This window comes from Bacteroides sp. AM16-24, from assembly GCF_003471885.1.
In the GTDB taxonomy this organism is placed as follows: Bacteria; Bacteroidota; Bacteroidia; order Bacteroidales; family Bacteroidaceae; genus Bacteroides.
Genome location: NZ_QRKI01000002.1, coordinates 416,018 through 438,596 on the forward strand (window position 1 = coordinate 416,018; position 22,579 = coordinate 438,596).

Sequence of the window (22,579 nt, forward strand, 5' to 3'; positions counted from 1 at the left end):
ATTTTCGTTTAGCAGGAAGCAAAGGTAATAAAAAAACTATTTCCGTGCCGCCACTGCCAGCAATACTCCCAGCACAATGCCCAGCAATGCCGCAAACAATACGCGCATGTCCGGTGGAAGCATGAAAGTAATGGTGTGTGCAGGATACCAGAAGAACGGGATTGTCTTCTTAAAAACGAAGTTCCATTGAACGTTCCAGTTCAGTCCGGTGATGATTTTCGTCATCGGGATAGGAGTGATAAGACTCTTAATAGAACCGCCGCACATCAGGATATGAGTATCTGTTATTTTATGGAAAGTCATGAATACCGGAGCAAAGATTGTGTTCATCGTTACCGATATGGCCAGCGCCACCAGCACCTTATCGAGAGACATCGCTTCACTTGTAAACGTTGCGGCAGCATTTGCCATTCCCATATACTCCATGAACTGCGGCACACCTTTTGAAAAGATAATCATAGCGGCATTGATACCCATACCAAGTATGCCCCATACCACCATGCGCGAAATAATACCGAAGCCTTTCCGGTTGTATACTCCCGCACTTATTCGTAATCCCAGCACTTCGCCCAACGAAGACAGAATGGCAAACTTCAGAAAGCTCATCACCATGCCGTGTTCAGCATTGAACGACTTATACCAGTCATAAACCGCGTCACTCAAAAAGAAGGGTAGAAAGACTACCACTACCAGAATAATAAACAGGAAATCTTGCTTTTTCATTGAAAAGACGTGTTTTTCATTAATAATGCGACAAACATACTAAAAAACTTTCAATATCAAAGCAAGATGATAACAAAATAAACAATATTGTAACTAATATGAATCCAAATATTAAAATTAGAGCTGAAATCCTGCGAAATCCGTCTTTGCCCAATCTTATTATATCAGAAAAAGGCGCTTCTTTTCAGAAACACCCCTCAACCCTGTTGTAAACTATCATTTTTTCTTCAAGAAACGTTTAGCCAAGTATTTTCGTATGGGTTCGTCATACCACTTCAAACACAAATAGGCCAGTAATATATTCCATGCATAAACACATAAGGCAACCTGCCAGGTCTGCTCTAAAGTAAAGAGTTGATTTTTAATCAACCATGCATAGAACAGATACATGAACGGATAATGTATCACATAAATCGGATAAGAGATATCTCCCAGAAACTTACATATCTGAGTTGACTTTTTATCCGTAGTAGTTCCCGATGCTCCTATCCATACAAGGACTGGAAAAGCTACAATAATACAAAATGCTTCATAAAGGCCATTTGTGCAAATCGGCTCCGCACCTTCCAGATAGGGTACTGAGAACAAAGCAATCAATACAATGGTACATATCCAGAACGCGCCTTTCACCTTCATAGGCTTGAAGTTACGCGACATAAGCATCCCCACAGAAAACGGGAACAGCATTCTCAATAATCCGCCGCCAAAGTTTACACCGTCCAATGTCCATCCTACACCTATATTTCCATAACCGGAAACATCGAAGACCGCGAATAGCGCCAATGCCACTCCCAACAATACAACGAGCACAGTCAGCGCCTTATTAGATAAGCGACGAATAAACAAAGCATAAAGAATATTACCTATATATTCAAAGAACAATGACCAGCAAGGCCCGTTCAATGGAAACATCTCACCGTTGCCACGAACTTCATAACCTACGCCCGGCATTGCGGGAATAAAGAATATCGTGCAAAGCAGAGACAGCATTATCATGGAGATGCCGATATGTGTTCCATCCCATTGCACGGAACCCTGAATACAAAACGTAATAGCCCCCAAGACAGCCCCCATTATCACCATAGGATGAAGACGTATCAAACGACGCTTAAAGAAATCTTTCATTGTAAGACTCTTACCCCAGCGGTCATCATAGGCATAGCCAATAACGAAACCTGAAAGGATAAAGAAAAAATCTACGGCTAAATATCCATGATTGAACGTCGTAATCATGGTATCGCTTGCAAAAGCATAGCCTTCGAATATATGATACCATATTACCATAAGGGCCGCTACACCACGAAGTCCGTCCAGAAGATCGTAATGCGCCTTGGTATCCGAAAAAGCTGCTGAGGGGGTATTAGACATTTGTTTCTTAGTATTAAGTTAATATTTTCAGATGGCAAACTTACATAATTTTATCAATTCCCTAAAAAAAAGAGACTGCCTTTTGAAGACAGTCTCTTTTCATTTTATCTGATTTTAGGAAAATCCTTATTCAATCACTCCGAGTTCACGGAAACATTTCGTCAACTTCTCGACAGCATAGTCTACCTGCTCTTTGGTGTGAGTAGCCATCAATGCTACGCGTACCAGCGTATCTTGCGGTGCACAAGCGGGCGGAATAACCGGATTGATGAAGATGCCTTCGTCAAACGCCATCTTAGTTACGATAAATGTTTTTTCCGCATCACGCACATACAATGGAATGATAGGAGATTCAGTTTCACCGATTTCGAAACCGGCATCACGGAATTTCTTCAATGCATAGTTGGTGATGTCCCACAAACGTTGCTGACGCTCCGGTTCGTTCATAATGATGTGAAGAGCTTCACGGGCAGCAGCAGTAGCAGCAGGCGTGTTACTTGCCTGGAATATATAAGAACGGGCATTGTGGCGCAACCAGTTGATTACCGAAGCATCTCCGGCAACAAATCCACCGATAGAAGCCAGTGACTTGCTGAACGTACCCATAATCAGGTCGATATCATCCGTCACACCGAAATGATCGCAAACACCACGTCCCTGTTTTCCGAATACACCCAATCCGTGTGCTTCGTCCACCATGATGCTGGCATTGTATTTCTTCTTCAAACGTACGATTTCGGGGAGATTGGCAAGGTCGCCTTCCATAGAGAAAACACTATCCACCACGATCAGTTTGATAGCATCCGGCTCGCATTTCTGGAGTTCTTTTTCCAGATCGGCCATATCGTTATGTTTATACTTTAATTGAGTAGAAAAGGAGAGGCGGCGACCATCTACGATGGAAGCGTGCACGCGGTCGTCACAGATAATGTAATCGTTACGTCCCGTCAATTGCGGAATAACACCCTCATTTACAGTAAATCCGGTGGAAAAACAGAGTGCATCGTCTTTTCCGACAAACTCAGCCAGTTCTTTTTCCAACTCTACGTGTATATCAAGAGTTCCATTTAATAAACGGGAACCTGCACAACCTGTACCGTATTTATCTGTGGCAGCTTTTGCGGCTTCTATTATTCTTTTATCGTAAGTCAGTCCCGTATAAGCATTCGAACCGAACATCAGGACTTTTTTACCATCCATCAACACCTCAGTATCCTGATGGCTGTCAATTGTGCGGAAATAGGGGTATACGCCCATTGCCATATATTGCTGTGGCAGGTCGTATTTCGCCAATTTGTCTTGTAGTAATCCCATGAAATGTTTATTATATAATATGAAATATTTAACTCTTAGTTACAAGCCTTTTGAAAACAGGGGGCAAAGATAGCAAAATATGTGCTTATCTGTTCTTTTTTTACTAAAAAATATATTTGCCCATGGATTAAAGCCCACTCTATGGTTAAAAATTCAAGTATTTGTATTACTTTTGCCATTTATAAAATTGCATAGTGAAACAACCCTTGCATGGACGAAGAAAAAAAGAAAATATCATTCATTATAAATCCGAAATCCGGCACGCAGAGTAAAGAGCAAATCCTCCATTTGCTCGATGAAAAGCTGGATAAGACAAAGTATGCCCAAGAGGTAATCTATACCGAATATGCCGGACATGCTGTTGAAATTGCTGCACAAAAAGCAAAGGAAAATGTGCATGCTGTAGTGGCTATTGGCGGTGACGGTACGATCAACGAAATAGCCCGCTCGCTGGTGCATACAAAAACTGCATTGGGCATCATTCCGTGTGGTTCGGGAAACGGACTTGCACGTCACCTGCAAATTTCGATGGAGCCTAAAAAGGCGATAGAAATCATCAACGAAGGAATTATAGACGTCATCGATTACGGAAAAATCAATGAAGTACCTTTCTTCTGTACCTGCGGTGTGGGTTTCGATGCTTTTGTCAGCCTGAAGTTTGCAAAGGCGGGCAGGAGAGGACCTCTTACCTATTTAGAAAAGACTCTACTGGAGAGCCTGAAGTATCAGCCCGAAACTTACGAACTGGAAACGGAAGACGGTACCTTAAAGTATAAGGCTTTCCTGATAGCCTGCGGCAACGCTTCGCAATACGGAAACAATGCGTATATAGCTCCACAGGCCATGCTGACGGACGGATTACTGGACGTGACCATCCTTGAGCCTTTCACGGTGCTGGATGTGCCCTCCCTGTCTTTCCAACTATTTAATAAAACTATAGATCAAAATAGCCGCATCAAAACTTTCCGCTGCCAGACACTGCGCATCCACCGTACAAAACCGGGGGTAGTGCACTTTGACGGGGATCCCATGATGATGGGGGAAAACATTGACGTGAAAGTAATCAAAGAAGGATTGCAGGTAATCATCCCCCGGTATGCCGAAAAAGACTCTTCGAATGTATTGCAACGGGCACAGGATTATATAAATGGCCTGAAGCAGATCAATGAGGAGATTGTGCATAAGAACAAGATGATATTGGATAAGAGCAAAGAGCAGATTAAGAAGTTAACGAAAATCTGAGTTTTTTATAAAATAAATCTGTATTTTTGCGCGTCATTAGCAATTAAGCGTGTGCCCGACAGCGCAGCCAAATTGTAAATTGTAAATTGTAAATTGTAAATATAAAGATGTTTAGATCACACACCTGCGGAGAACTTCGTATCTCCGATGTCAATAAGCAAGTAACGCTGGCAGGTTGGGTGCAGCGCAGCCGCAAAATGGGAGGCATGACATTCATTGACCTCCGCGACCGTTACGGTATCACCCAGTTAGTTTTCAACGAAGAGGTAGACGCCGCACTTTGCGAGAACGCCAACCGCCTGGGACGCGAATTCGTCATTCAGATTACAGGAACGGTGAACGAACGCTTCAGCAAGAATGCTAATATCCCGACCGGAGATATTGAAATCATCGTATCGGAACTGAATGTGCTGAATGCAGCCCTGACACCTCCGTTCACCATCGAAGATAATACGGATGGTGGCGACGATATCCGCATGAAATACCGTTATCTGGATTTGCGCCGTCCGTCGGTACGCAGAAATCTGGAACTCCGCCATAGAATGACCATTGAGGTACGCCGCTACCTGGACAGCCAGGGTTTCATCGAAGTGGAAACTCCTGTACTGGTAGGCTCTACTCCGGAAGGTGCACGTGACTTCGTGGTACCCTCACGCATGAATCCGGGACAGTTCTACGCTTTGCCGCAAAGCCCGCAGACCTTGAAGCAATTGCTGATGGTATCCGGTTTCGACCGTTACTTTCAGATTGCCAAGTGCTTCCGTGACGAGGACCTTCGTGCCGACCGTCAGCCGGAATTTACTCAGATAGACTGTGAAATGTCTTTCGTGGAACAGGACGACATCATCAACCTGTTTGAAGGTATGACGAAATATCTGTTCAAAGAAATCCGCGGTGTGGAATTGGAAGGTCAGTTCCAGCGTATGGCATGGGCGGACGCCATGAAATATTATGGTAGCGACAAACCCGACTTGCGTTTCGGTATGAAGTTCGTGGAGCTGATGGATATACTGAAAGGTCATGGCTTCTCTGTATTTGATAGTGCCGAATACATCGGTGGTATCTGTGCCGAAGGTGCCGCACACTACACCCGCAAACAACTGGATGCACTGACGGAATTCGTAAAGAGACCGCAGATTGGTGCAAAAGGTATGGTTTACGCCCGTGTAGAGGAAGACGGAAATGTAAAATCGAGCGTTGACAAATTCTATACGCAGGAAGTACTGCAACAGGTGAAAGAAGCTTTCGGTGCCAAACCGGGTGACTTAATTCTGATTTTGAGCGGTGACGACACCATGAAGACGCGTAAGCAGCTTTGCGAGCTTCGCTTGGAAATGGGTAGCCAACTGGGATTGCGTGATAAGAATACATTCGCATGCCTGTGGGTTGTAGACTTCCCGATGTTTGAATGGAGCGAGCAAGAAAACCGCTTGATGGCTATGCACCATCCGTTCACCCATCCGAAGGATGAAGATATAGCCTTACTGGACACTGATCCGGCAGCAGTACGTGCCGATGCTTATGATATGGTAATCAACGGTGTGGAAGTTGGTGGCGGTTCAATCCGTATCCACGATCCGAAGTTGCAGGCAAAGATGTTCGAAATCTTGGGATTCACTCCCGAAAAAGCAGAAGAACAATTCGGATTCCTGATGAATGCATTCAAATACGGTGCACCTCCTCATGGTGGTCTGGCATACGGGCTTGATCGTTGGGTATCTCTCTTTGCCGGATTGGATAGTATTCGTGACTGCATCGCATTCCCGAAGAATAACAGTGGACGTGACGTGATGCTGGATGCTCCTGCGGCACTTGATCCATCTCAGTTGGACGAACTGAATCTGATCGTAGATATCAAAGAATAAGAGTAGGTTAGTTTGTTGTGAGAGAGTCGAGACGCATCTTCCGTTTTGCGGTAATCGGTACGCTGAATGCCCTGATTATAGCAGCAGTCATCTGGCTGATGATGGACGAACTGGACATCGACTATATGCTCTCTAACATAACTGCTTACGTCATTGCACAGACTCATAATTTTATCTGGTGCAAGCACTGGATATTTCCTTTGGATGATAAAGAAAAGAAGAGCAACACCTGGAGGCAGGTGTTGCTCTTTTCTATCGCTTTCGGAATGGCGTATCTGGCGCAATTCCTATTTCTGGTAGTGTTGGTCGAGGCACTGAATTGTGATGAATACTTGGCTCAGTTCCTGGGACTATTTATCTACGGAGGCGTGAATTTTATAATGAACAGGAGAATCACGTTCCGTTAACGTTTTATCAAACTGCGCTTTTACCAAATTGCATTTTAATCGAGGAAGCGTTTCGTCAATCCACCGTATTCGTCGATACGGCGATCGCGTAGGAAAGGCCACCAACGGCGTACATTTTCCGAACGATCCATATCTATTTCCACTACTATATTTTCCGGGCGGTCGTTTCCGGCTTGTGCAAGGAATTCTCCTTGCGGACCTGCTACAAAACTATTTCCCCAGAATTGGATGCCATTCGTCTGCATGGATGGATCGGGTTCGTGACCGACACGGTTAACGGAGATAACGGGAAGTCCGTTGGCTACGGCATGGGCACGCTGGGAGATAATCCAGGCGTTGAGCTGACGTGCCTTTTCATCATCGGCGTCACTGCTTTCCCAGCCAATGGCAGTGGGGTAGATTAATAATTCGGCACCTTTCAATGCCATCAGACGGGCAGCTTCAGGATACCACTGATCCCAGCAAACAAGTACACCCAACTTTCCGAGAGAGGTTTGGATAGGTTCGAAACCTATATCTCCAGGGGTGAAGTAGAACTTTTCATAATAGGCCGGATCGTCGGGGATATGCATCTTGCGATATTTTCCGGCAATGCTTCCGTCACGGTCAAAAACAACGGCGGTATTATGATAGAGTCCCGGGGCACGTTTCTCAAATAGGGAGGTTACCAATACGATCTTATTGGCAGCGGCCAGTTCGGAATAAAATCCGGTGGAAGGGCCGGGAATGGTTTCCGCCAGATCAAACAGTTGCGTGTTTTCAGTCTGACAGAAATACAGAGAGTTGTGCAGTTCTTGTAATACAACCAGTTGCGCACCATGTGCAGCACAGGCTTCTATGCTTTTAGCCAGGTTCATCAGGTTCGTACGAAGATCTGCTGTATTGGCTTGCTGAATAATTCCGACTTTTATTTTTCTCATATCTTTCTAATTTTATTTCAATACACCGGCAGGGTACTGCATCGTAACACAATGGAGTGATCCATGCTGCTTGATCAGTGCCCGGCAATCAATGCCTACAATCTCATATTCCGGGAACGCTTCCTGCAAGACTTCTTTAGCACGTTGGTCATTCTCCGGCTGACGATAAGTAGGATAAAGCACTGCATCATTCATTATCAAGAAATTGGCATACGTTGCGGGGAGGCGTTCGCCCTCTTCCTCAATTTTGTCTACCATAGGCAATGCCAACAGACGATAGGGGTTTCCATTCAAAGTACGGAAGGTTTTCAGTTGCTCTTCCATTTGATGTAGAGCTTCGTAATGTTCATCCTGCGTATCGGTGCATTGCACATAGGCAATAGTATCCGGTGAGCAAAGACGAGCGAGCGTATCGACATGACTATCCGTATCATCTCCTGCCAAATACCCATGATCGAGCCAAAGTACCTGCTTCAGATGAAATACAGAACAGAGATAGTCTTCGATTTCATCGCGGCTCATCTGTCCGTTACGATTGGGAGAAAGCAAACACTCAGACGTGGTGAGCAATGTTCCCAAACCGTCGCTCTCAATGGAACCACCTTCCAGAATAAAGCCCAGACGATTAACATACCGCCCATTCAGGAAACCGGATTCCACAGCCTGACGGGTAATCAGATTGTCTTTATCTGAAGCGAATTTCAGCCCCCAGCCATTGAACATGAAATCAAGAAGCGAAGCGCCTTCTGAATCCAACATGGTAATTGCACCATGATCACGCGCCCAAGTATCATTCGTTTCACACTCCATGAAACGGACATTCTGCATATTGACGGTAGCTGAAATCTGCTTTTTGACCTCCTCCGGTTCGGGAGTTACGATCAGAAGCAATTCCCGTTGGGCTATTTCGCGTGCGATAGCGGCAAAACAGGCTTGTACCTCCGTAAGCATATGCGCCCAGTCAGTTCCGGCATGGGGCCAAGTCAGCTGTATTCCGCTTTGCGGCGCCCATTCGGCAGGTAAAACAGCATTGAATGTATCACTCATATTTATCATTCTTTCTTTTCTTCTTTCGGCTTGCGGTCAAAGAACGGATTCTTGGTCGAAGCACTGACCGGAATAGCATACACGGATCTGCATCCCGGCAACCACTCCAATTGCTGTGCAGCAAGTCCGGCAGAGAACATCACACGGGTATCCACACGCAAATCGGCTGCCGTGGCACAAGCCGAACCGATAGCTATACCTACATCGACCGAATTCACGGCACAAGGCACACCTTCAGGGCGTCCCGCACAAGTGGGGTAACCACAATGGCCGCAATTCAATCCTTGCACCTGCTCGCGCGTACCTATTATAATTACACATTCAGCCTGCAAAATGTTGGCGGCATCCCGCAAAAAGAACTTCATTCCGTGTTCTTCCACCATGGCAACCATCTTGTCCGACAATACTTTTAAATCGTCTCCGGTGACCATGGCTATTTCAATTATATCTACACCTTTTCCTTTCGGAGCGGTACGGGCAGCAGTCATCATCTGCCTTGCTACGTCCAACACATGTTCGTGGCGGCTTGCACGTTCGTTCTGTATCATAATTCTCACTTTTATTAAAAACTGATAGCAAAGATAATGCAAATTGAGTGCAGAACTTTCATGCTTGCATGAAAATGTTATGCAAAAATGCAGCTTATCTTATTTAAAGATACTGATTTCAGCCAAAAATCCGCCGTTTTTTCAGAATTCCTTTCTATATTTGCTTTCAAATGGGAACCAAGACTATACTTCAGATAGACAACGCATGTATCGCTTTCGGAGCAGATACACTTTTTTCCGGTTTTTGCTTACAACTGCACGAAGGGGAAATCGCCTGCATTTCTGGACAATCGGGGCGAGGAAAAACCTCCTTGCTGAATGCTATTTTAGGATTTGTACCCCTCAAAGCAGGAAGCATCACCGTTAACGGCATTTTACTGGAAAAAGGAACTATCGACCAAATTCGCAGGCAAGTGGCATGGATACCGCAAGAACTGGCGCTTCCATCGGAATGGGTGAAGGAAATGGTGCAACTCCCTTTCAACCTGAAAGCCAATCGGAATACTCCCTTTTCACTGGACAAACTATTTGCCTGTTTCGATGAATTGGGGCTGGAAGAGGAATTGTACGATAAACGTGTGAATGAGATCTCCGGAGGACAGCGGCAACGTATCATGATTGCCGTAGCCACCCTGATGCAAAAGCCGCTGCTGATTGTGGATGAACCGACTTCCGCACTGGATTCGGATTCTACGGATAGAGTACTTGCTTTCTTCCGGAAACGAATGAGGGAGGGAAGTGCCATCCTTGCCGTCTCTCACGACCAGGGATTTGCACAAGGATGCAACCAGATGATAACACTATAACTAAGAAATTAATAAAGTGGGAACTATCGACATATCATATACCAGTTTAGCCATCGGATTACTACTGTTGCTTATTCCGCTGTTCTACTTGTGGAAGTTCAAGACAGGGCTATTGTGGGTTACCGTGATTGGTATCGCACGGATGATTGTACAACTTTTCTTTATCGGTATCTACCTGAAATACTTGTTTCTTTGGAATAACCCGTGGATCAACTTTCTGTGGGTGATTATTATGATATTCGTCGCCGCACAAACCGCCCTGGCACGCACCCAACTGAAACGGAAAATACTGTTCATTCCTATCTCCATCGGTTTTTTATGCAGTGTTGTCTGCATCGGCATGTACTTCATTGCCATCGTATTACGGCTGGAAAATGTGTTCAGTGCCCAGTATTTCATTCCGATATTCGGTATCCTGATGGGAAATATGTTATCCAGCAATGTCGTTGCACTGAATGCCTATTACAGCGGATTGAAACGGGAACAGCAATTGTATCGCTATCTGCTTGGCAATGGTGCCACAAGGGCAGAAGCACAGGCGCCTTTTATCAAACAGGCTATCATAAAGTCCTTTAGTCCGTTAATTGCCAATATTGCCGTTATGGGCCTAGTGGCACTGCCCGGCACAATGATCGGACAAATCCTGGGAGGTAGTAGCCCGAATGTCGCCATTAAATATCAGATGATGATTATGGTGATAACCTTTACGGCATCCATGCTTTCGCTAATGATTACCATCTCGTTGGCATCACGTAAGTCGTTCGATTCCAACGGAAAACTATTGCAGGTAATGGTAGAGAAAAAGGAAAAGAAGAAAAGCCGTTAGTGCTCTACTTTTTCAGGAGTATAACGCAACTGTACATACTGTACGCCGGGTTTTATATAAGCACTGTCCATCAACACTTTCCTTACCCTGAACGTCTCAAGACGGCGATTTATATAACTTTTTATATATCCTTTCTGTGGTTTCACATACGAAAGTACTTCTATACGCCCTGCCAAATGGATATTGACTTTGGCTTTCACCGTACGTACCGCACCCGGTCTCTTTGACGGTTGTCCGGGCATTTCCTTATGTTTATCTATCCAAAAGATAGCTGTAGCCTTCGGAGTAGTATCCACAAATTCCTCTTGTGCATCCTCTTCACCGCCATCCTGGGCTTTGGGTGAGGGTTGGCACGAGAAAAGAATGCATAATAAAGTGAAAAACGAGAAAAGTAATGCTTTCATGGTATAGAGTTTTACAATTATCCGAACAAATATATAAAAAAAGAGTAAAACAAACAGTTATTCAGTGCATTTTTACTATATTTGCACCGAAATTTTCTATTCACATAATGAGAATTAAGGAGATAGTAAGCGCCCTTGAACGGTTCGCGCCTCTGCCATTGCAAGACGGATTTGATAATGCCGGCTTGCAAATCGGATTGACAGAAGCGGAAGCAACAGGGGCTTTGTTGTGTCTTGACGTTACTGAAGCCGTGCTGGACGAGGCGATTGCGTTAGGGTACAATCTTGTCATATCCCATCATCCACTGATATTCAAAGGGTATAAATCCATCACGGGCAGGGACTATGTAGAGCGTTGTATCATGAAAGCAATCAAGAATGATATCGTGATCTACTCAGCACATACTAACCTGGATAATGCTCCGGGAGGGGTGAACTTCAAGATTGCCGAGAAAATAGGATTGAGTAATGTACGCGTGCTGGAAGCCAAAGAGAATGCCTTGGTAAAATTGGTGACTTTTGTACCCACAGCACAGGCGGAAGATGTACGCAAGGCCTTGTTTGCAGCCGGATGCGGTTGCATAGGAAACTACGACGCATGCAGCTACAATGTAGAAGGAGAGGGAACTTTCCGCGCCCAAGAGGGTAGCCACCCGTTCTGTGGAAGCATCGGAGAATTGCATACGGAAAAGGAAGTGCGGATAGAAACCGTATTGCCTGCCTACAAGAAATCGGAAGTTATCAAAGCTCTACTGAGTGCCCATCCGTATGAGGAACCTGCATTCGACTTATATCCTTTGCAGAATAGCTGGACACAGGCTGGGGCAGGAGTTATCGGCGAATTGGATACACCGGAAACGGAGTTGGAGTTCCTGAAACGCGTCAAGAAAATCTTTGAAGTGGGCTGCCTGAAGCATAATAAACTGACCGGGCGTGAAATACAGACCGTGGCACTGTGTGGAGGAGCCGGAGCATTCCTGATGCCGCTTGCCATACGCAACGGTGCAGACGTGTTCATCACCGGGGAAATCAAGTATCACGATTACTTCGGACACGATACGGACATTCTGCTGGCAGAGATAGGACATTACGAAAGCGAGCAATATACAAAAGAAATATTCTATACAATAATCCGGGAGTTGTTTCCTAACCTTGCGCTGCAACAGTGCAAAGTGAATACCAACCCCATAAAATATTTATAAGTAAAATGGCTAAAGAAGCAAAAAAAGATCCTCAGGAATTGACCGTGGAACAGAAGTTGAAAGCCCTGTTCCAGTTGCAGACTATGTTGTCTAAGATTGATGAAATCAAGACTTTAAGAGGTGAACTTCCGCTGGAAGTACAGGACTTGGAAGATGAAATCGCCGGTCTGAGCACTCGTATCGACAGAATTAAGGCAGAAATAGCCGAACTAAAATCCGCTATCGCTACCAAGAAAGTGGAGATTGAAACTTCAAAAGCTTCTATCGCAAAATACAAAGAACAACAGGAGAATGTACGCAACAACCGTGAGTACGACTTCTTGAGCAAAGAAATCGAATTCCAGACTCTGGAAATGGAGCTTTGCGATAAACGAATCAAAGAGTTTGCTGCACAGGAACAAGAGAAATCTGCTGAAGCTGCAAAGAGCACAGAAGCCTTGGAAGAAAGACAGAAAGACTTGGACGTCAAGAAGAACGAACTGGACGAAATCATCTCTGAAACCAAGCAGGAAGAAGAAAAGCTGAGAGACAAAGCCAAAGAGCTTGAAACCAAGATTGAACCGCGTTTGCTTCAGTCTTTCAAGCGTATCCGTAAGAACTCTCGCAATGGATTGGGTATCGTATATGTACAGCGTGATGCTTGTGGTGGTTGCTTCAACAAAATCCCGCCCCAGAGACAACTGGATATCCGTTCTCGTAAGAAAATCATCGTTTGCGAATATTGCGGACGTATCATGATTGACCCGGAATTGGCAGGTGTAACCCTTGAACACAAGGAAGAGGTAAAGGAAAAGCCAACGAGAAGAAGGAAGACTGCGGAATAATATTCGGCAGCGTATATATAGGAAAAGACGCCCCTGCAAGCAACATCCAATTGCTTGCAGGGGCGATTTCTTTATATGATAATTATCTGCCATTTTATTATCAGCTATTACTAAATTATTTTTCTCCTATTGGGAAAAAGTATTTTTCCGGTAGGAGAAATAAAGTACACAGTCGTTTTCTCTCATGAAAATTCTGTTTACCCCAAATGGTAACTTTGTTACCCCCGCGCAGTAACTCCATTTACATGCCGAAGTAAAGGTCGTTACATACCGAGGTAAAAACCGTTACAATAGGCGGTAAAGGTCGTTACATCCTGAAGTAAATGCTTTTACATTCTGCGGTAAATGATCGGTAAATACAATCTATTGATTATCAAAAAGCTAACGAAAGTCTATCAGTAATCTTTAATTTCATTTCTAAACAAATGAAGCCCCAGGTTGTTATGAACCCTGTATCACAAAAAACAACCTAAACCTATGAAGATTAAAGCTTGGAGCAGCATGCTGCTCTTATCGTGCCTATGTTCTGCCCTCACGGCACAGAATGGCAACCGTTATCTGGAAAAACCGTTGCCCCGAAACTGGGGGAATACGGTGGTTCCGAACTCTAAAACGGTCCCTACTACCACAGGAATCGCTAATTCTACCACGGCATCTGCAGATGATAACATATTCAGCGGACAGATATTACCGGTAGACGACCAGTGGTGGAAAGCATTCAATGACCCGGTACTGGACTCGCTTATCAGCGTAGCATCCGGCGAAAACTATTCCGTACTTGCCGCTATAGACCGCATGGAACAGGCGCGTGCCAGCCTGCGGATGGAGCGCAGTAATTTTCTCCCTTCTATTACTTTAAATGGCGGATGGCTCCGCCAGCAAAGTAGTGGTAACACCACCGAATTACCCCAATCCATCACACATTATTATGATGCGTCACTCAACGCTAGTTGGGAACTGGATATATTCGGAAGCATCCGGCAACGGGTAAAGGCGCAACGGGAAACATTCCAAGCCAGCCGTGAAGAGTATATCTCCGTACAGGTATCCCTCTGTGCACAAGTCGCTTCTGCCTATATCAACCTTCGGGAACTGCAACAGGAATTGCAGGTAGTGATGCACAACTGCCGGACTCAGGAGGAAGTACTCAATATAACCGAAGTACGCTACAACACGGGACTTGTATCGAAACTGGATGTAGCACAGGCTAAATCAGTGTATTTCAGCACCAAAGCATCTGTTCCACAACTGGAATCTGGAATCAGCCAATACATCAACTCGCTGGCTATTCTGCTGGGAACTTATCCGCAGGAGATACGCCCCACATTGGAAAGAATCGGGAAATTGCCCGACTACATGGAACCCGTTGGAGTAGGATTACCCGCTGATTTATTGCTCCGTCGTCCGGATGTGCGCCAGGCCGAAAGACTGGTTAATGCACAAGCCGCACTATTGGGAGCCAGCAAAAGCGACTGGCTGCCACAAGTATTCCTGAAAGGATCTGTAGGATATGCCGCCCGGGATCTGAAAGACCTGACCCGGCGGAAAAGCATGATGTTTGAAATTGCCCCAACCCTCAGTTGGACACTGTTCAGCGGAACAAAGCTGGTGAATGCCACCAAACAGGCACGTGCGCAACTGGACGAAGCAGTGCATAACTTCAACGAAACCGTGCTTACCGCTGTACAGGAAACGGACAATGCAATGAATAATTACCGGAATTCCATCAAGCAGATTGTCGCCCTCCGGGAAGTACGAAATCAGGGGCAAGAGACACTGAAACTCTCTCTGGAGCTTTATAAACAGGGACTTAGTCCTTTTCAGAATGTACTGGATGCACTCCGTTCGCTACTGACGTACGAAAACCAGTTGACGCAGGCGGAGGGTAGTTCACTGCTGTATTTGGTGTCATTGTACCAGGCACTGGGAGGAGGATATAAAGAGAACTGAGTAATAATTCCTAAACCATAACCATATATGAAAAATGAAATGTACATCATCCTCACGCTGATTCCGTTGCTGGCGGGATGTGGGGACAAAAGAGAAGCAGCGCGCGGAGCGATGCCCGTTCCGGAGATAAGCGTAGCCCGTCCAGTGGTGAAAGACATCACACTGACTAAAGAGTATCCGGGTTATCTGAGTTCGGAAAAGACCGTCGACCTGGTAGCACGGGTGAACGGAACCCTGCAAACCATCGCCTATGCTCCAGGAAGCAGAGTTCGGAAAGGGCAGGTGCTGTTCGTCATCGAACCCACTATTTACCAGGACAATGTAGAACAGGCGGAAGCGGAACTAAACACCGCCCAAGCCAATCTGGAATATGCCCGGAACAACTATGCCCGTATGCTGGAAGCTGTGAAAAGCGATGCTGTCAGCCAGATACAGGTGTTACAGTCGAAATCGAATGTTGCCACTTCGCAAGCGGCAGTCAGCAATGCCGAAGCCGCGCTGAATACAGCACGCACGAATCTGGGTTACTGCACAGTCCGGGCACCGTTTGACGGAACTGTCAGCCGGAATCAAGTCGATGCGGGCAGTTATGTAGGGGGAAGTCTGCAGCCTGTCACCCTTGCCACAATCTATAAAGATGATCTGCTATACACATACTTCAATATCACTGATAACCAGTGGCTTGCCATGCTGATGCAACAAGGAACCGCACAGCAGAAAGATACACTACCCCGGCAAATCACTGTTAACCTGGGGGAAGACGGCATACAACCGTATCCTGCCACACTCGATTACTTCGCACCCAATGTAGACCTGAGCACCGGAACTCTGAATCTGCGTGCCCGCCTGGACAACCCGAAAGGTTTACTGAAAAGCGGACTTTATGTCAGCATCACCTTGCCATACGGCAAAGAATCGCAGGCAATACTGATACCAGACGCATCCATCGGGACCGATCAATTGGGAAAATATGTGTATGTAGTGAACGATTCCGATAGGGTGCGCTATCGCCACATCGAGGTGGGACAACTGATAGATGACACTCTCCGGCAAATAACCGGCGGACTCTCGCCACAAGAACGCTACGTCACCCGGGCACTTATGAAAGTACGGGAAGGGATGAAAGTGAAGCCCACCAGCAAATAACCAATCGTAAATAACTAAATACTAAGCTCATGTTCTCAAAATTCTTCATAAACCGTCCTATCTTTGCTACCGTGCTTGCGCTGCTGATCGTGGTGGCGGGACTGGTCACACTGGGCATACTCCCCATTGCGCAGTATCCGGACATTACGCCGCCTACCGTTCAGGTCAGCGCCGTCTATCCGGGTGCCAACGCGCAGACAGTGGCACAAACCGTGGGTATCCCCATTGAGCAGCAAGTAAACGGAGTGGACGGTATGCTTTATATGTCCTCCAATTCCTCCTCATCGGGTGCCTACTCGCTTACCATTACTTTTGCCGTCGGAACAGATATCGACATGGCAACCGTACAAGTCCAAAACCGCGTCAGCGTGGCACAGGCTTCATTGCCAACCCCGGTAGTGGTACAGGGAGTAACCGTTCAAAAGCAGTCATCGAACATCGTGATGTTCCTCACCATGACTTCCGAAAACAAGGAATATGACGGACTATACCTCAGCAACTACGCCACCCTGAACCTTGCCGACCAGTTGACGCGCGTGCCGGGCGTAGGCGCTGTCAATGTGATGGGAGCGGGAGACTACTCCATGCGTATCTGGCTGGATCCGGCAGCACTGCGTATCCGTAATCTTTCGGCAGCCGATGTCTACCAAGCCATTCAATCACAAAATGTAGAAGTCAGTGCCGGAACCGTGGGACAACCCCTACCGGAAAATCCGGCTCCGGGTAACACCAATGTCGGTAATGTTTCCTCCGGCAGCAATGCCCCTGCCTACCAATACAGTTTGACGGTGAAAGGGCGACTTTCGTCTCCCGAAGAGTTCGGCAATATCATCTTGCGAACAGAAGCGGGCGGGAGAGTGCTTCGCCTCCGTGATGTAGCCCACATCGACCTTGGCTCCGCATCCTACAGTGTCGTATCCCGGTTGAACGGGCAACCTACTGCCGCCATTGCCATCTATCAGCAACCGGGTTCCAATTCGCTGGATGTATCCAAAGGCGTAAAAGAGAAGATGCAGGAACTGTCAGAATCGTTCCCCAGTGGCGTCCATTACAGTGTAACCCTGGATACGACGGACGTCATCCACGCTTCAGTAGACGAAGTGCTGGTAACTTTCCTGGAAACAACCCTGCTTGTGGTACTCGTCATCTTTCTTTTCCTACAAAACTGGCGGGCGGTTATCATTCCGTGTATCACCATTCCCGTATCACTCATCGGTACTCTGGCAGTGATGGCACTCTTCGGATTCTCCATCAATACACTGACACTGTTCGGATTGATACTTGCCGTGGCCATTGTGGTAGATGATGCCATTGTGGTAGTAGAAAACTCCACGCGCTTGCTTGATACGGGACAGTACAATGCCCGGCAGGCGGTCATTCAGGCGATGGGAGAGATCACCGGTCCGATTGTGGGCGTAGTGCTGGTATTGCTTGCCGTATTTATTCCGACAATGCTCGTCAGCGGTATCTCCGGACAGCTTTATAAGCAGTTTGCACTGACTATTGCTGCCAGCACTGTGCTAAGCGGTTTCAACTCGCTGACACTGACTCCGGCATTGTGTGCCTTGATATTACAGCCTACAAAACCTGCACAGTCGCCACTTTTCCGGGGCTTCAACTTTGTGTACGACAAGACTCAAGGGATATATGATAAAACCGTGGGTTGGTTGCTCCGGCGTCCTGCTGCTGCACTGTTGTCTTATGCCGGGTTTACGGCACTTGCTGTGATCCTGTTTATGAAGTGGCCCAGCACCTTTATTCCCGAAGAAGATGACGGATATTTCCTTGCCGTGGTGCAATTGCCGCCCGCTTCAAGTCTGGAACGTACAGAAGCTGTCGGACGTGAGATCAATGAAATCCTCAACAGCTATCCCGAAGTGAAAAATTATATCGGCATATCCGGCTTCTCTGTCATGGGAGGCGGGGAACAGAGTAATTCCGGCACCTATTTCGTTATCTTGAAAAACTGGAACGAGCGTAAAGGAAAGGAACATACGGCTCAGTCTGTAGTAAATCGTTTCAATGCACAGGCTTATGGAATTCAGGAAGCAGAAGTCTTTGCCATGGTGCCCCCTGCCATTCCCGGACTCGGTGCTACGGGCGGTCTACAGCTACAAGTGGAGGATCGTAACAACCTCGGTACCACAGAAATGCAACATGCCGTAGAGACGCTGATGGCAACTTATCACACCAAACCTGCATTGGCATCCGTCAGCAGTCAGTACCAGGCTAATGTACCCCAGTATTTCCTGAACATCGACCGGGATAAAGTACAATTGATGGGGATTCCGCTGAACAATGTCTTCACTTCTTTGGGTTACTACATGGGAGCTGCTTACGTGAACGATTTCGTTGAGTTCGGCCGTATTTATCAGGTAAAACTCGGTGCACGGGATCGTGCCCAACGGATCATTGACGATGTACTGAAGTTGAGTGTACAGAATGTATCGGGAGAGATGGTACCATTTTCAGCCTTTATGCGGGTGGAGGAACAGTTGGGAATGGACCAAATCAACCGTTACAACATGTATTCCACTGCCTCCGTCACTTGCAACGTAGCCCCGGGAAGCAGTTCCGGAGAGGCGATACAGCAAATAGAGGCACTCTTTAAGGAGCAACTGGGTGATGAATTTGGTTATGAATGGACGTCAGTAGCCTATCAGGAAACGCAGGCAGGCACAACGACAACCGTTGTGTTTGTAATGGCATTACTCGTTGCCTTCCTGGTACTTGCAGCACAGTACGAGAGTTGGACGAGCCCGGTAGCTGCGGTCATCGGGCTTCCGGTAGCATTGTTGGGAGCGATGATTGGCTGTCTCATTATGGGAACACCTGTCAGCATCTATACACAAATCGGTATTATCCTGCTTGTGGCACTGTCGGCAAAAAATGGTATTCTGATTGTAGAGTTCGCCCGCGATTTCCGTGCGCAAGGCAACTCCATTCGTGATGCGGCATTCCAGGCAGGGCATATCCGCTTGCGGCCTATCCTGATGACATCCCTGGCATTTGTATTCGGTGTGATGCCATTGCTGTTTGCTACGGGTGCAGGAGCGGAAAGCCGTATTGCACTGGGAGCTGCTGTAGTGTTCGGTATGGCACTGAATACATTGCTTGCCACAGTCTATATCCCTAATTTCTATGAGTTGATGCAGAAGATACAGGAAAAATTTAGATTCTAATCAGTCTCATTGAGAAGGGCTACACCCTTTGCCTCACATGGCTACACCATATCCCCCAAAGGGTGTAGCCATCCGGGGTAAAGGGTGTAGCCCTTTTTAGTGGATATTATAACGTCTGATAATCAGGAATATCCGGAAGAAAAGTATAACTGTTCCGTTCGTAATCCATCCGGCAGCAATAGTGTTGCATCCCATTACTCACCACAAGGTAATCTACTTTCAGCACCATATTGTAACGCGTAATCTGGTCGAACACCGCTTGCGTAATCTCTATGTCCGGCGCTTTATACTCCACAATCATCCGTGCCGTGAGGTCACGACGGTAAAGTACTGTATCACAACGTTTCTTCGTTCCGTTGAGTTGTACCTGTACCTCGTTCGCCATCAATGTCTGCGGATATCCTTTATGGTTCAGCAGAAAATGTACGAAATGCTGGCGTACCCATTCTTCGGGCGTCAGTGCTACATATCGGCGCCGTATCACGTCGAAAATAGCAGGTTTCCCTTCACGGTTCACGACTTTAGCATCAAATACAGGTAAGTTTAACGATAACATATTGATATGTGATAAGTGATTAACAAATTTCCGAATTCTACTTTTTTATTGTACTTTTGTGAGTTAAATAATCGCTCCCTGAAAGTATTTAGGGAACAAATTTAATGAAATCTTATGAAAACAAAGCAAGAAATCGTAGCTAACTGGCTGCCTCGTTACACAAAACGTAAGCTTGAGGACTTTGGAGAGTATATTCTGTTGACTAACTTCAACAAGTATGTGGATATTTTTGCGGAGAAGTTCAATGTGCCCGTTCTTGGTAAAGACGCTAATATGACGTCTGCTTCAGCAGAAGGCATAACCATCATCAACTTTGGCATGGGAAGCCCTAACGCTGCAATTATCATGGATTTACTAAGCGCTATACAGCCCAAAGCCTGCCTGTTCCTAGGTAAGTGCGGTGGCATTGATAAGAAAAACAGAATAGGGGATCTCATCCTTCCTATCGCCGCCATCCGTGGCGAGGGAACTTCCAATGACTACTTCCCGCCCGAAGTACCTGCGCTACCGGCATTTATGTTGCAACGTGCCGTTTCTTCATCCATCCGCGACCATGCCCGCGACTATTGGACAGGTACCGTATACACTACCAACCGCCGCATTTGGGAGCATGACGAGGAATTCAAGGAATATCTGAAGAAAACCCGTGCCATGGCCGTCGATATGGAAACAGCGACTCTCTTTAGTTGCGGTTTTGCCAACCATATCCCTACCGGAGCCATCTTACTGGTTTCTGACCAGCCGATGATTCCTGAAGGAGTAAAAACCGATAAAAGCGATAATCTGGTTACCCAGAACTACGTAACCGAGCACGTTGAAATCGGCATCGCATCCCTGCGTATGATTATCGACGAGAAGAAAACCGTAAAACATCTGAAATTCGACTGGTAAAAACGAATATGGCAAAACAGGAAATCACGTGTGATGACATCTTAAAGGAACTGAGAGCGAAACAATACCGTCCCGTCTATTATCTTATGGGCGAGGACCCCTATTACATCGACCTCATTGCCGACTATATAACCGACAATATTCTGACCGAAACGGAAAAGGAGTTCAACCTGACCGTTGTCTACGGGGCAGATGTGGATATAGCTACTGTTATTAATGCCGCCAAGCGTTATCCGATGATGTCCGAACATCAGGTGGTGGTGGTAAAGGAAGCGCAGAATATCCGTAATATGGAAGAGCTTTCTTATTACCTCCAAAAGCCGCTGCTTTCTACCATATTAGTAATATGCCATAAACATGGCGTACTGGATCGAAGAAAGAAGCTGGCTGCCGAAATCGAAAAGACTGGTGTCCTGTTTGAATCTAAAAAAGTGAAGGATGCGCAACTGCCTGCATTCATCACCTCTTATATGAAACGTAAAGGTATCGACGTGGAACCTAAAGCCACTGCCATGCTGGCTGATTTCGTTGGTGCCGACCTCAGTCGCCTCACGGGAGAACTGGAAAAACTGATCATTACACTTCCAAAAGGTCATACACGCGTTACCCCCGAACAGATAGAGAAGAACATTGGTATCAGTAAGGATTATAACAACTTCGAATTACGCAGTGCCCTCGTTGAAAAGGACGTCTTGAAAGCTAATAAGATAATAAAATATTTTGAAGAAAATCCGAAAACAAACCCAATTCAAATGACTTTATCTTTACTTTTTGGATTCTTTTCTAACTTGATGTTGGCCTATTATGCCCCTGAAAAATCGGAGCAAGGCATAGCCAACATGTTGGGACTACGCACACCCTGGCAGGCCAAAGACTATCTTGCAGCTATGCGCCGATATAATGGAGTAAAGACCATGCAAATTATCGGAGAAATACGATATGCGGATGCAAAATCTAAAGGAGTGGGAAATCCATCTTTAAGTGACGGGGATATTCTTCGCGAACTGGTCTTCAAGATCCTGCATTAACCTTTTTCGCCTCTCTTCATTAAACGAAAATTTTGACTTTTCCTTCAACCCCTTCCATCATTCCTAAACGTATTGTTCCTAAGCAATAGAGTGTGGAAGGGTATCTGACTGTTTTTATATAATATATTACCCGTTGGCGGAATTAGAGGCTGTTCAGCATCCTGTCAGAGCCGTATCAAAGAGGGTTCAAATCCCTATTTGCCCCATACCATCTCCGGGTAGAGGTACTTCTAACCGAATTTACTACGGAGTTGGTACGGACCAAGTACTGTCCAACCCCGGTCTTGGTCTCTATTAGGGCACAGGAAAGAAGCCATTAATTCCGCCAAC

General features: G+C 46.1%; 20 protein-coding genes. 12 read left to right on the top strand and 8 right to left on the bottom strand.

The features are described from left to right. Positions 1 to 36 precede the first annotated feature (36 nt). The 3 genes from DW182_RS04190 to DW182_RS04200 form a co-directional block, all read right to left on the bottom strand. Positions 37 to 723, bottom strand: coding sequence for a hypothetical protein (locus tag DW182_RS04190; protein WP_118294768.1), 687 nt, complete (start codon positions 721 to 723; stop codon positions 37 to 39). A gap of 216 nt (positions 724 to 939) precedes the next feature. After that, positions 940 to 2,091 carry an acyltransferase gene (locus DW182_RS04195; RefSeq protein WP_021967258.1) on the bottom strand — a complete coding sequence of 384 codons (1,152 nt, stop codon included), beginning with the start codon at positions 2,089 to 2,091 and terminating at the stop codon, positions 940 to 942. Positions 2,092 to 2,217: 126 nt separating this feature from the next. Next, complete coding sequence (locus DW182_RS04200) at positions 2,218 to 3,405, bottom strand: aminotransferase class I/II-fold pyridoxal phosphate-dependent enzyme (protein ID WP_007214203.1); 1,188 nt, start codon at positions 3,403 to 3,405, stop codon at positions 2,218 to 2,220. A gap of 210 nt (positions 3,406 to 3,615) precedes the next feature. On the opposite strand from DW182_RS04200, the gene DW182_RS04205 reads away from it, so the two are divergent. The 3 genes from DW182_RS04205 to DW182_RS04215 all read left to right on the top strand — a co-directional run bounded on the left by DW182_RS04205 (position 3,616) and on the right by DW182_RS04215 (position 6,919). Then, on the top strand, positions 3,616 to 4,647 hold the full coding sequence (locus DW182_RS04205) for a diacylglycerol kinase family protein (RefSeq protein ID WP_007662542.1): 1,032 nt from the start codon (positions 3,616 to 3,618) through the stop codon (positions 4,645 to 4,647). Between the two features lie 107 nt (positions 4,648 to 4,754). Beyond that, positions 4,755 to 6,512 (top strand): aspartate--tRNA ligase, encoded by a 1,758-nt coding sequence (aspS, locus tag DW182_RS04210; protein ID WP_117706303.1) that lies wholly within the window; start codon positions 4,755 to 4,757, stop codon positions 6,510 to 6,512. Between the two features lie 17 nt (positions 6,513 to 6,529). Beyond that, entirely contained in the window at positions 6,530 to 6,919 is a 390-nt protein-coding gene (locus tag DW182_RS04215; RefSeq protein WP_007214210.1) for a GtrA family protein, read from the top strand. A gap of 35 nt (positions 6,920 to 6,954) precedes the next feature. On the opposite strand, the gene DW182_RS04220 is transcribed toward DW182_RS04215, so the two are convergent. From DW182_RS04220 to DW182_RS04230, 3 genes are read right to left on the bottom strand one after another with little or no spacing between them, the layout of a single operon-like run. Further along, positions 6,955 to 7,839, bottom strand: a complete 885-nt coding sequence (locus tag DW182_RS04220) for a carbon-nitrogen hydrolase (RefSeq protein WP_007662539.1) — start codon at positions 7,837 to 7,839, stop codon at positions 6,955 to 6,957. A 12-nt stretch (positions 7,840 to 7,851) separates the two neighbouring features. Beyond that, the gene (locus tag DW182_RS04225) at positions 7,852 to 8,895 is read right to left on the bottom strand and encodes an agmatine deiminase family protein (RefSeq protein ID WP_044532750.1); all 1,044 of its coding nucleotides are present in this window, start codon (positions 8,893 to 8,895) and stop codon (positions 7,852 to 7,854) included. Continuing rightward, on the bottom strand, positions 8,892 to 9,434 hold the full coding sequence (locus DW182_RS04230; RefSeq protein WP_022391572.1) for a ferredoxin domain-containing protein: 543 nt from the start codon (positions 9,432 to 9,434) through the stop codon (positions 8,892 to 8,894). Before DW182_RS04230 ends, DW182_RS04225 begins: the two co-directional genes overlap by 4 nt. 185 nt (positions 9,435 to 9,619) lie before the next feature. Here DW182_RS04230 and DW182_RS04235 point away from each other — a divergent pair, with 185 nt between their 5' ends. Together DW182_RS04235 and DW182_RS04240 are read left to right on the top strand one after the other, a co-directional pair. After that, positions 9,620 to 10,240: an ATP-binding cassette domain-containing protein gene (locus DW182_RS04235; RefSeq protein ID WP_044155178.1), complete on the top strand. Its 621-nt coding sequence runs from the start codon at positions 9,620 to 9,622 to the stop codon at positions 10,238 to 10,240. A 16-nt stretch (positions 10,241 to 10,256) separates the two neighbouring features. Then, positions 10,257 to 11,066 carry an ABC transporter permease gene (locus DW182_RS04240; RefSeq protein WP_007662531.1) on the top strand — a complete coding sequence of 270 codons (810 nt, stop codon included), beginning with the start codon at positions 10,257 to 10,259 and terminating at the stop codon, positions 11,064 to 11,066. Here the strand turns inward: DW182_RS04240 and DW182_RS04245 are convergent. After that, the gene (locus DW182_RS04245) at positions 11,063 to 11,470 is read right to left on the bottom strand and encodes a DUF4891 domain-containing protein (protein WP_021967257.1); all 408 of its coding nucleotides are present in this window, start codon (positions 11,468 to 11,470) and stop codon (positions 11,063 to 11,065) included. The genes DW182_RS04240 and DW182_RS04245 overlap by 4 nt on opposite strands. Positions 11,471 to 11,577: 107 nt before the next feature. On the opposite strand from DW182_RS04245, the gene DW182_RS04250 reads away from it, so the two are divergent. From DW182_RS04250 to DW182_RS04270, 5 genes are all read left to right on the top strand, one after another. After that, entirely contained in the window at positions 11,578 to 12,672 is a 1,095-nt protein-coding gene (locus DW182_RS04250) for a Nif3-like dinuclear metal center hexameric protein (protein ID WP_044155177.1), read from the top strand. Between the two features lie 5 nt (positions 12,673 to 12,677). Then, the gene (locus DW182_RS04255; RefSeq protein WP_044532748.1) at positions 12,678 to 13,496 is read left to right on the top strand and encodes a zinc ribbon domain-containing protein; all 819 of its coding nucleotides are present in this window, start codon (positions 12,678 to 12,680) and stop codon (positions 13,494 to 13,496) included. Between the two features lie 477 nt (positions 13,497 to 13,973). Next, positions 13,974 to 15,446 carry an efflux transporter outer membrane subunit gene (locus tag DW182_RS04260; RefSeq protein ID WP_118294769.1) on the top strand — a complete coding sequence of 491 codons (1,473 nt, stop codon included), beginning with the start codon at positions 13,974 to 13,976 and terminating at the stop codon, positions 15,444 to 15,446. 27 nt (positions 15,447 to 15,473) lie between these two features. Next, entirely contained in the window at positions 15,474 to 16,592 is a 1,119-nt protein-coding gene (locus tag DW182_RS04265; RefSeq protein ID WP_118294770.1) for an efflux RND transporter periplasmic adaptor subunit, read from the top strand. Between the two features lie 29 nt (positions 16,593 to 16,621). Next, on the top strand, positions 16,622 to 19,774 hold the full coding sequence (locus DW182_RS04270; protein WP_118294771.1) for an efflux RND transporter permease subunit: 3,153 nt from the start codon (positions 16,622 to 16,624) through the stop codon (positions 19,772 to 19,774). Between the two features lie 106 nt (positions 19,775 to 19,880). Here the strand turns inward: DW182_RS04270 and DW182_RS04275 are convergent, their stop codons facing one another. Further along, a complete protein-coding gene (locus DW182_RS04275) occupies positions 19,881 to 20,330 on the bottom strand; it encodes a type I restriction enzyme HsdR N-terminal domain-containing protein (RefSeq protein WP_007218551.1) in 450 nt (149 codons plus the stop codon). A 114-nt stretch (positions 20,331 to 20,444) separates the two neighbouring features. Here DW182_RS04275 and DW182_RS04280 point away from each other — a divergent pair, with 114 nt between their 5' ends. After that, positions 20,445 to 21,221: an AMP nucleosidase gene (locus DW182_RS04280; protein ID WP_115503377.1), complete on the top strand. Its 777-nt coding sequence runs from the start codon at positions 20,445 to 20,447 to the stop codon at positions 21,219 to 21,221. Between the two features lie 8 nt (positions 21,222 to 21,229). Further along, the gene (holA, locus tag DW182_RS04285) at positions 21,230 to 22,249 is read left to right on the top strand and encodes a DNA polymerase III subunit delta (RefSeq protein ID WP_118294772.1); all 1,020 of its coding nucleotides are present in this window, start codon (positions 21,230 to 21,232) and stop codon (positions 22,247 to 22,249) included. Positions 22,250 to 22,579 lie beyond the last annotated feature (330 nt).

Coding starts and splice junctions, on each gene's coding strand:
- DW182_RS04225 (WP_044532750.1), bottom strand. CDS start 8,895: ATGATAAATATGAGTGATACATTCAATGCTGTTTTACCTGCCGAATGG.
- DW182_RS04255 (WP_044532748.1), top strand. CDS start 12,678: ATGGCTAAAGAAGCAAAAAAAGATCCTCAGGAATTGACCGTGGAACAG.
- DW182_RS04200 (WP_007214203.1), bottom strand. CDS start 3,405: ATGGGATTACTACAAGACAAATTGGCGAAATACGACCTGCCACAGCAA.
- DW182_RS04220 (WP_007662539.1), bottom strand. CDS start 7,839: ATGAGAAAAATAAAAGTCGGAATTATTCAGCAAGCCAATACAGCAGAT.
- DW182_RS04270 (WP_118294771.1), top strand. CDS start 16,622: ATGTTCTCAAAATTCTTCATAAACCGTCCTATCTTTGCTACCGTGCTT.
- aspS (WP_117706303.1), top strand. CDS start 4,755: ATGTTTAGATCACACACCTGCGGAGAACTTCGTATCTCCGATGTCAAT.
- DW182_RS04250 (WP_044155177.1), top strand. CDS start 11,578: ATGAGAATTAAGGAGATAGTAAGCGCCCTTGAACGGTTCGCGCCTCTG.
- DW182_RS04280 (WP_115503377.1), top strand. CDS start 20,445: ATGAAAACAAAGCAAGAAATCGTAGCTAACTGGCTGCCTCGTTACACA.
- DW182_RS04275 (WP_007218551.1), bottom strand. CDS start 20,330: ATGTTATCGTTAAACTTACCTGTATTTGATGCTAAAGTCGTGAACCGT.
- DW182_RS04190 (WP_118294768.1), bottom strand. CDS start 723: ATGAAAAAGCAAGATTTCCTGTTTATTATTCTGGTAGTGGTAGTCTTT.
- DW182_RS04245 (WP_021967257.1), bottom strand. CDS start 11,470: ATGAAAGCATTACTTTTCTCGTTTTTCACTTTATTATGCATTCTTTTC.
- DW182_RS04195 (WP_021967258.1), bottom strand. CDS start 2,091: ATGTCTAATACCCCCTCAGCAGCTTTTTCGGATACCAAGGCGCATTAC.
- holA (WP_118294772.1), top strand. CDS start 21,230: ATGGCAAAACAGGAAATCACGTGTGATGACATCTTAAAGGAACTGAGA.
- DW182_RS04265 (WP_118294770.1), top strand. CDS start 15,474: ATGAAAAATGAAATGTACATCATCCTCACGCTGATTCCGTTGCTGGCG.
- DW182_RS04205 (WP_007662542.1), top strand. CDS start 3,616: ATGGACGAAGAAAAAAAGAAAATATCATTCATTATAAATCCGAAATCC.
- DW182_RS04260 (WP_118294769.1), top strand. CDS start 13,974: ATGAAGATTAAAGCTTGGAGCAGCATGCTGCTCTTATCGTGCCTATGT.
- DW182_RS04230 (WP_022391572.1), bottom strand. CDS start 9,434: ATGATACAGAACGAACGTGCAAGCCGCCACGAACATGTGTTGGACGTA.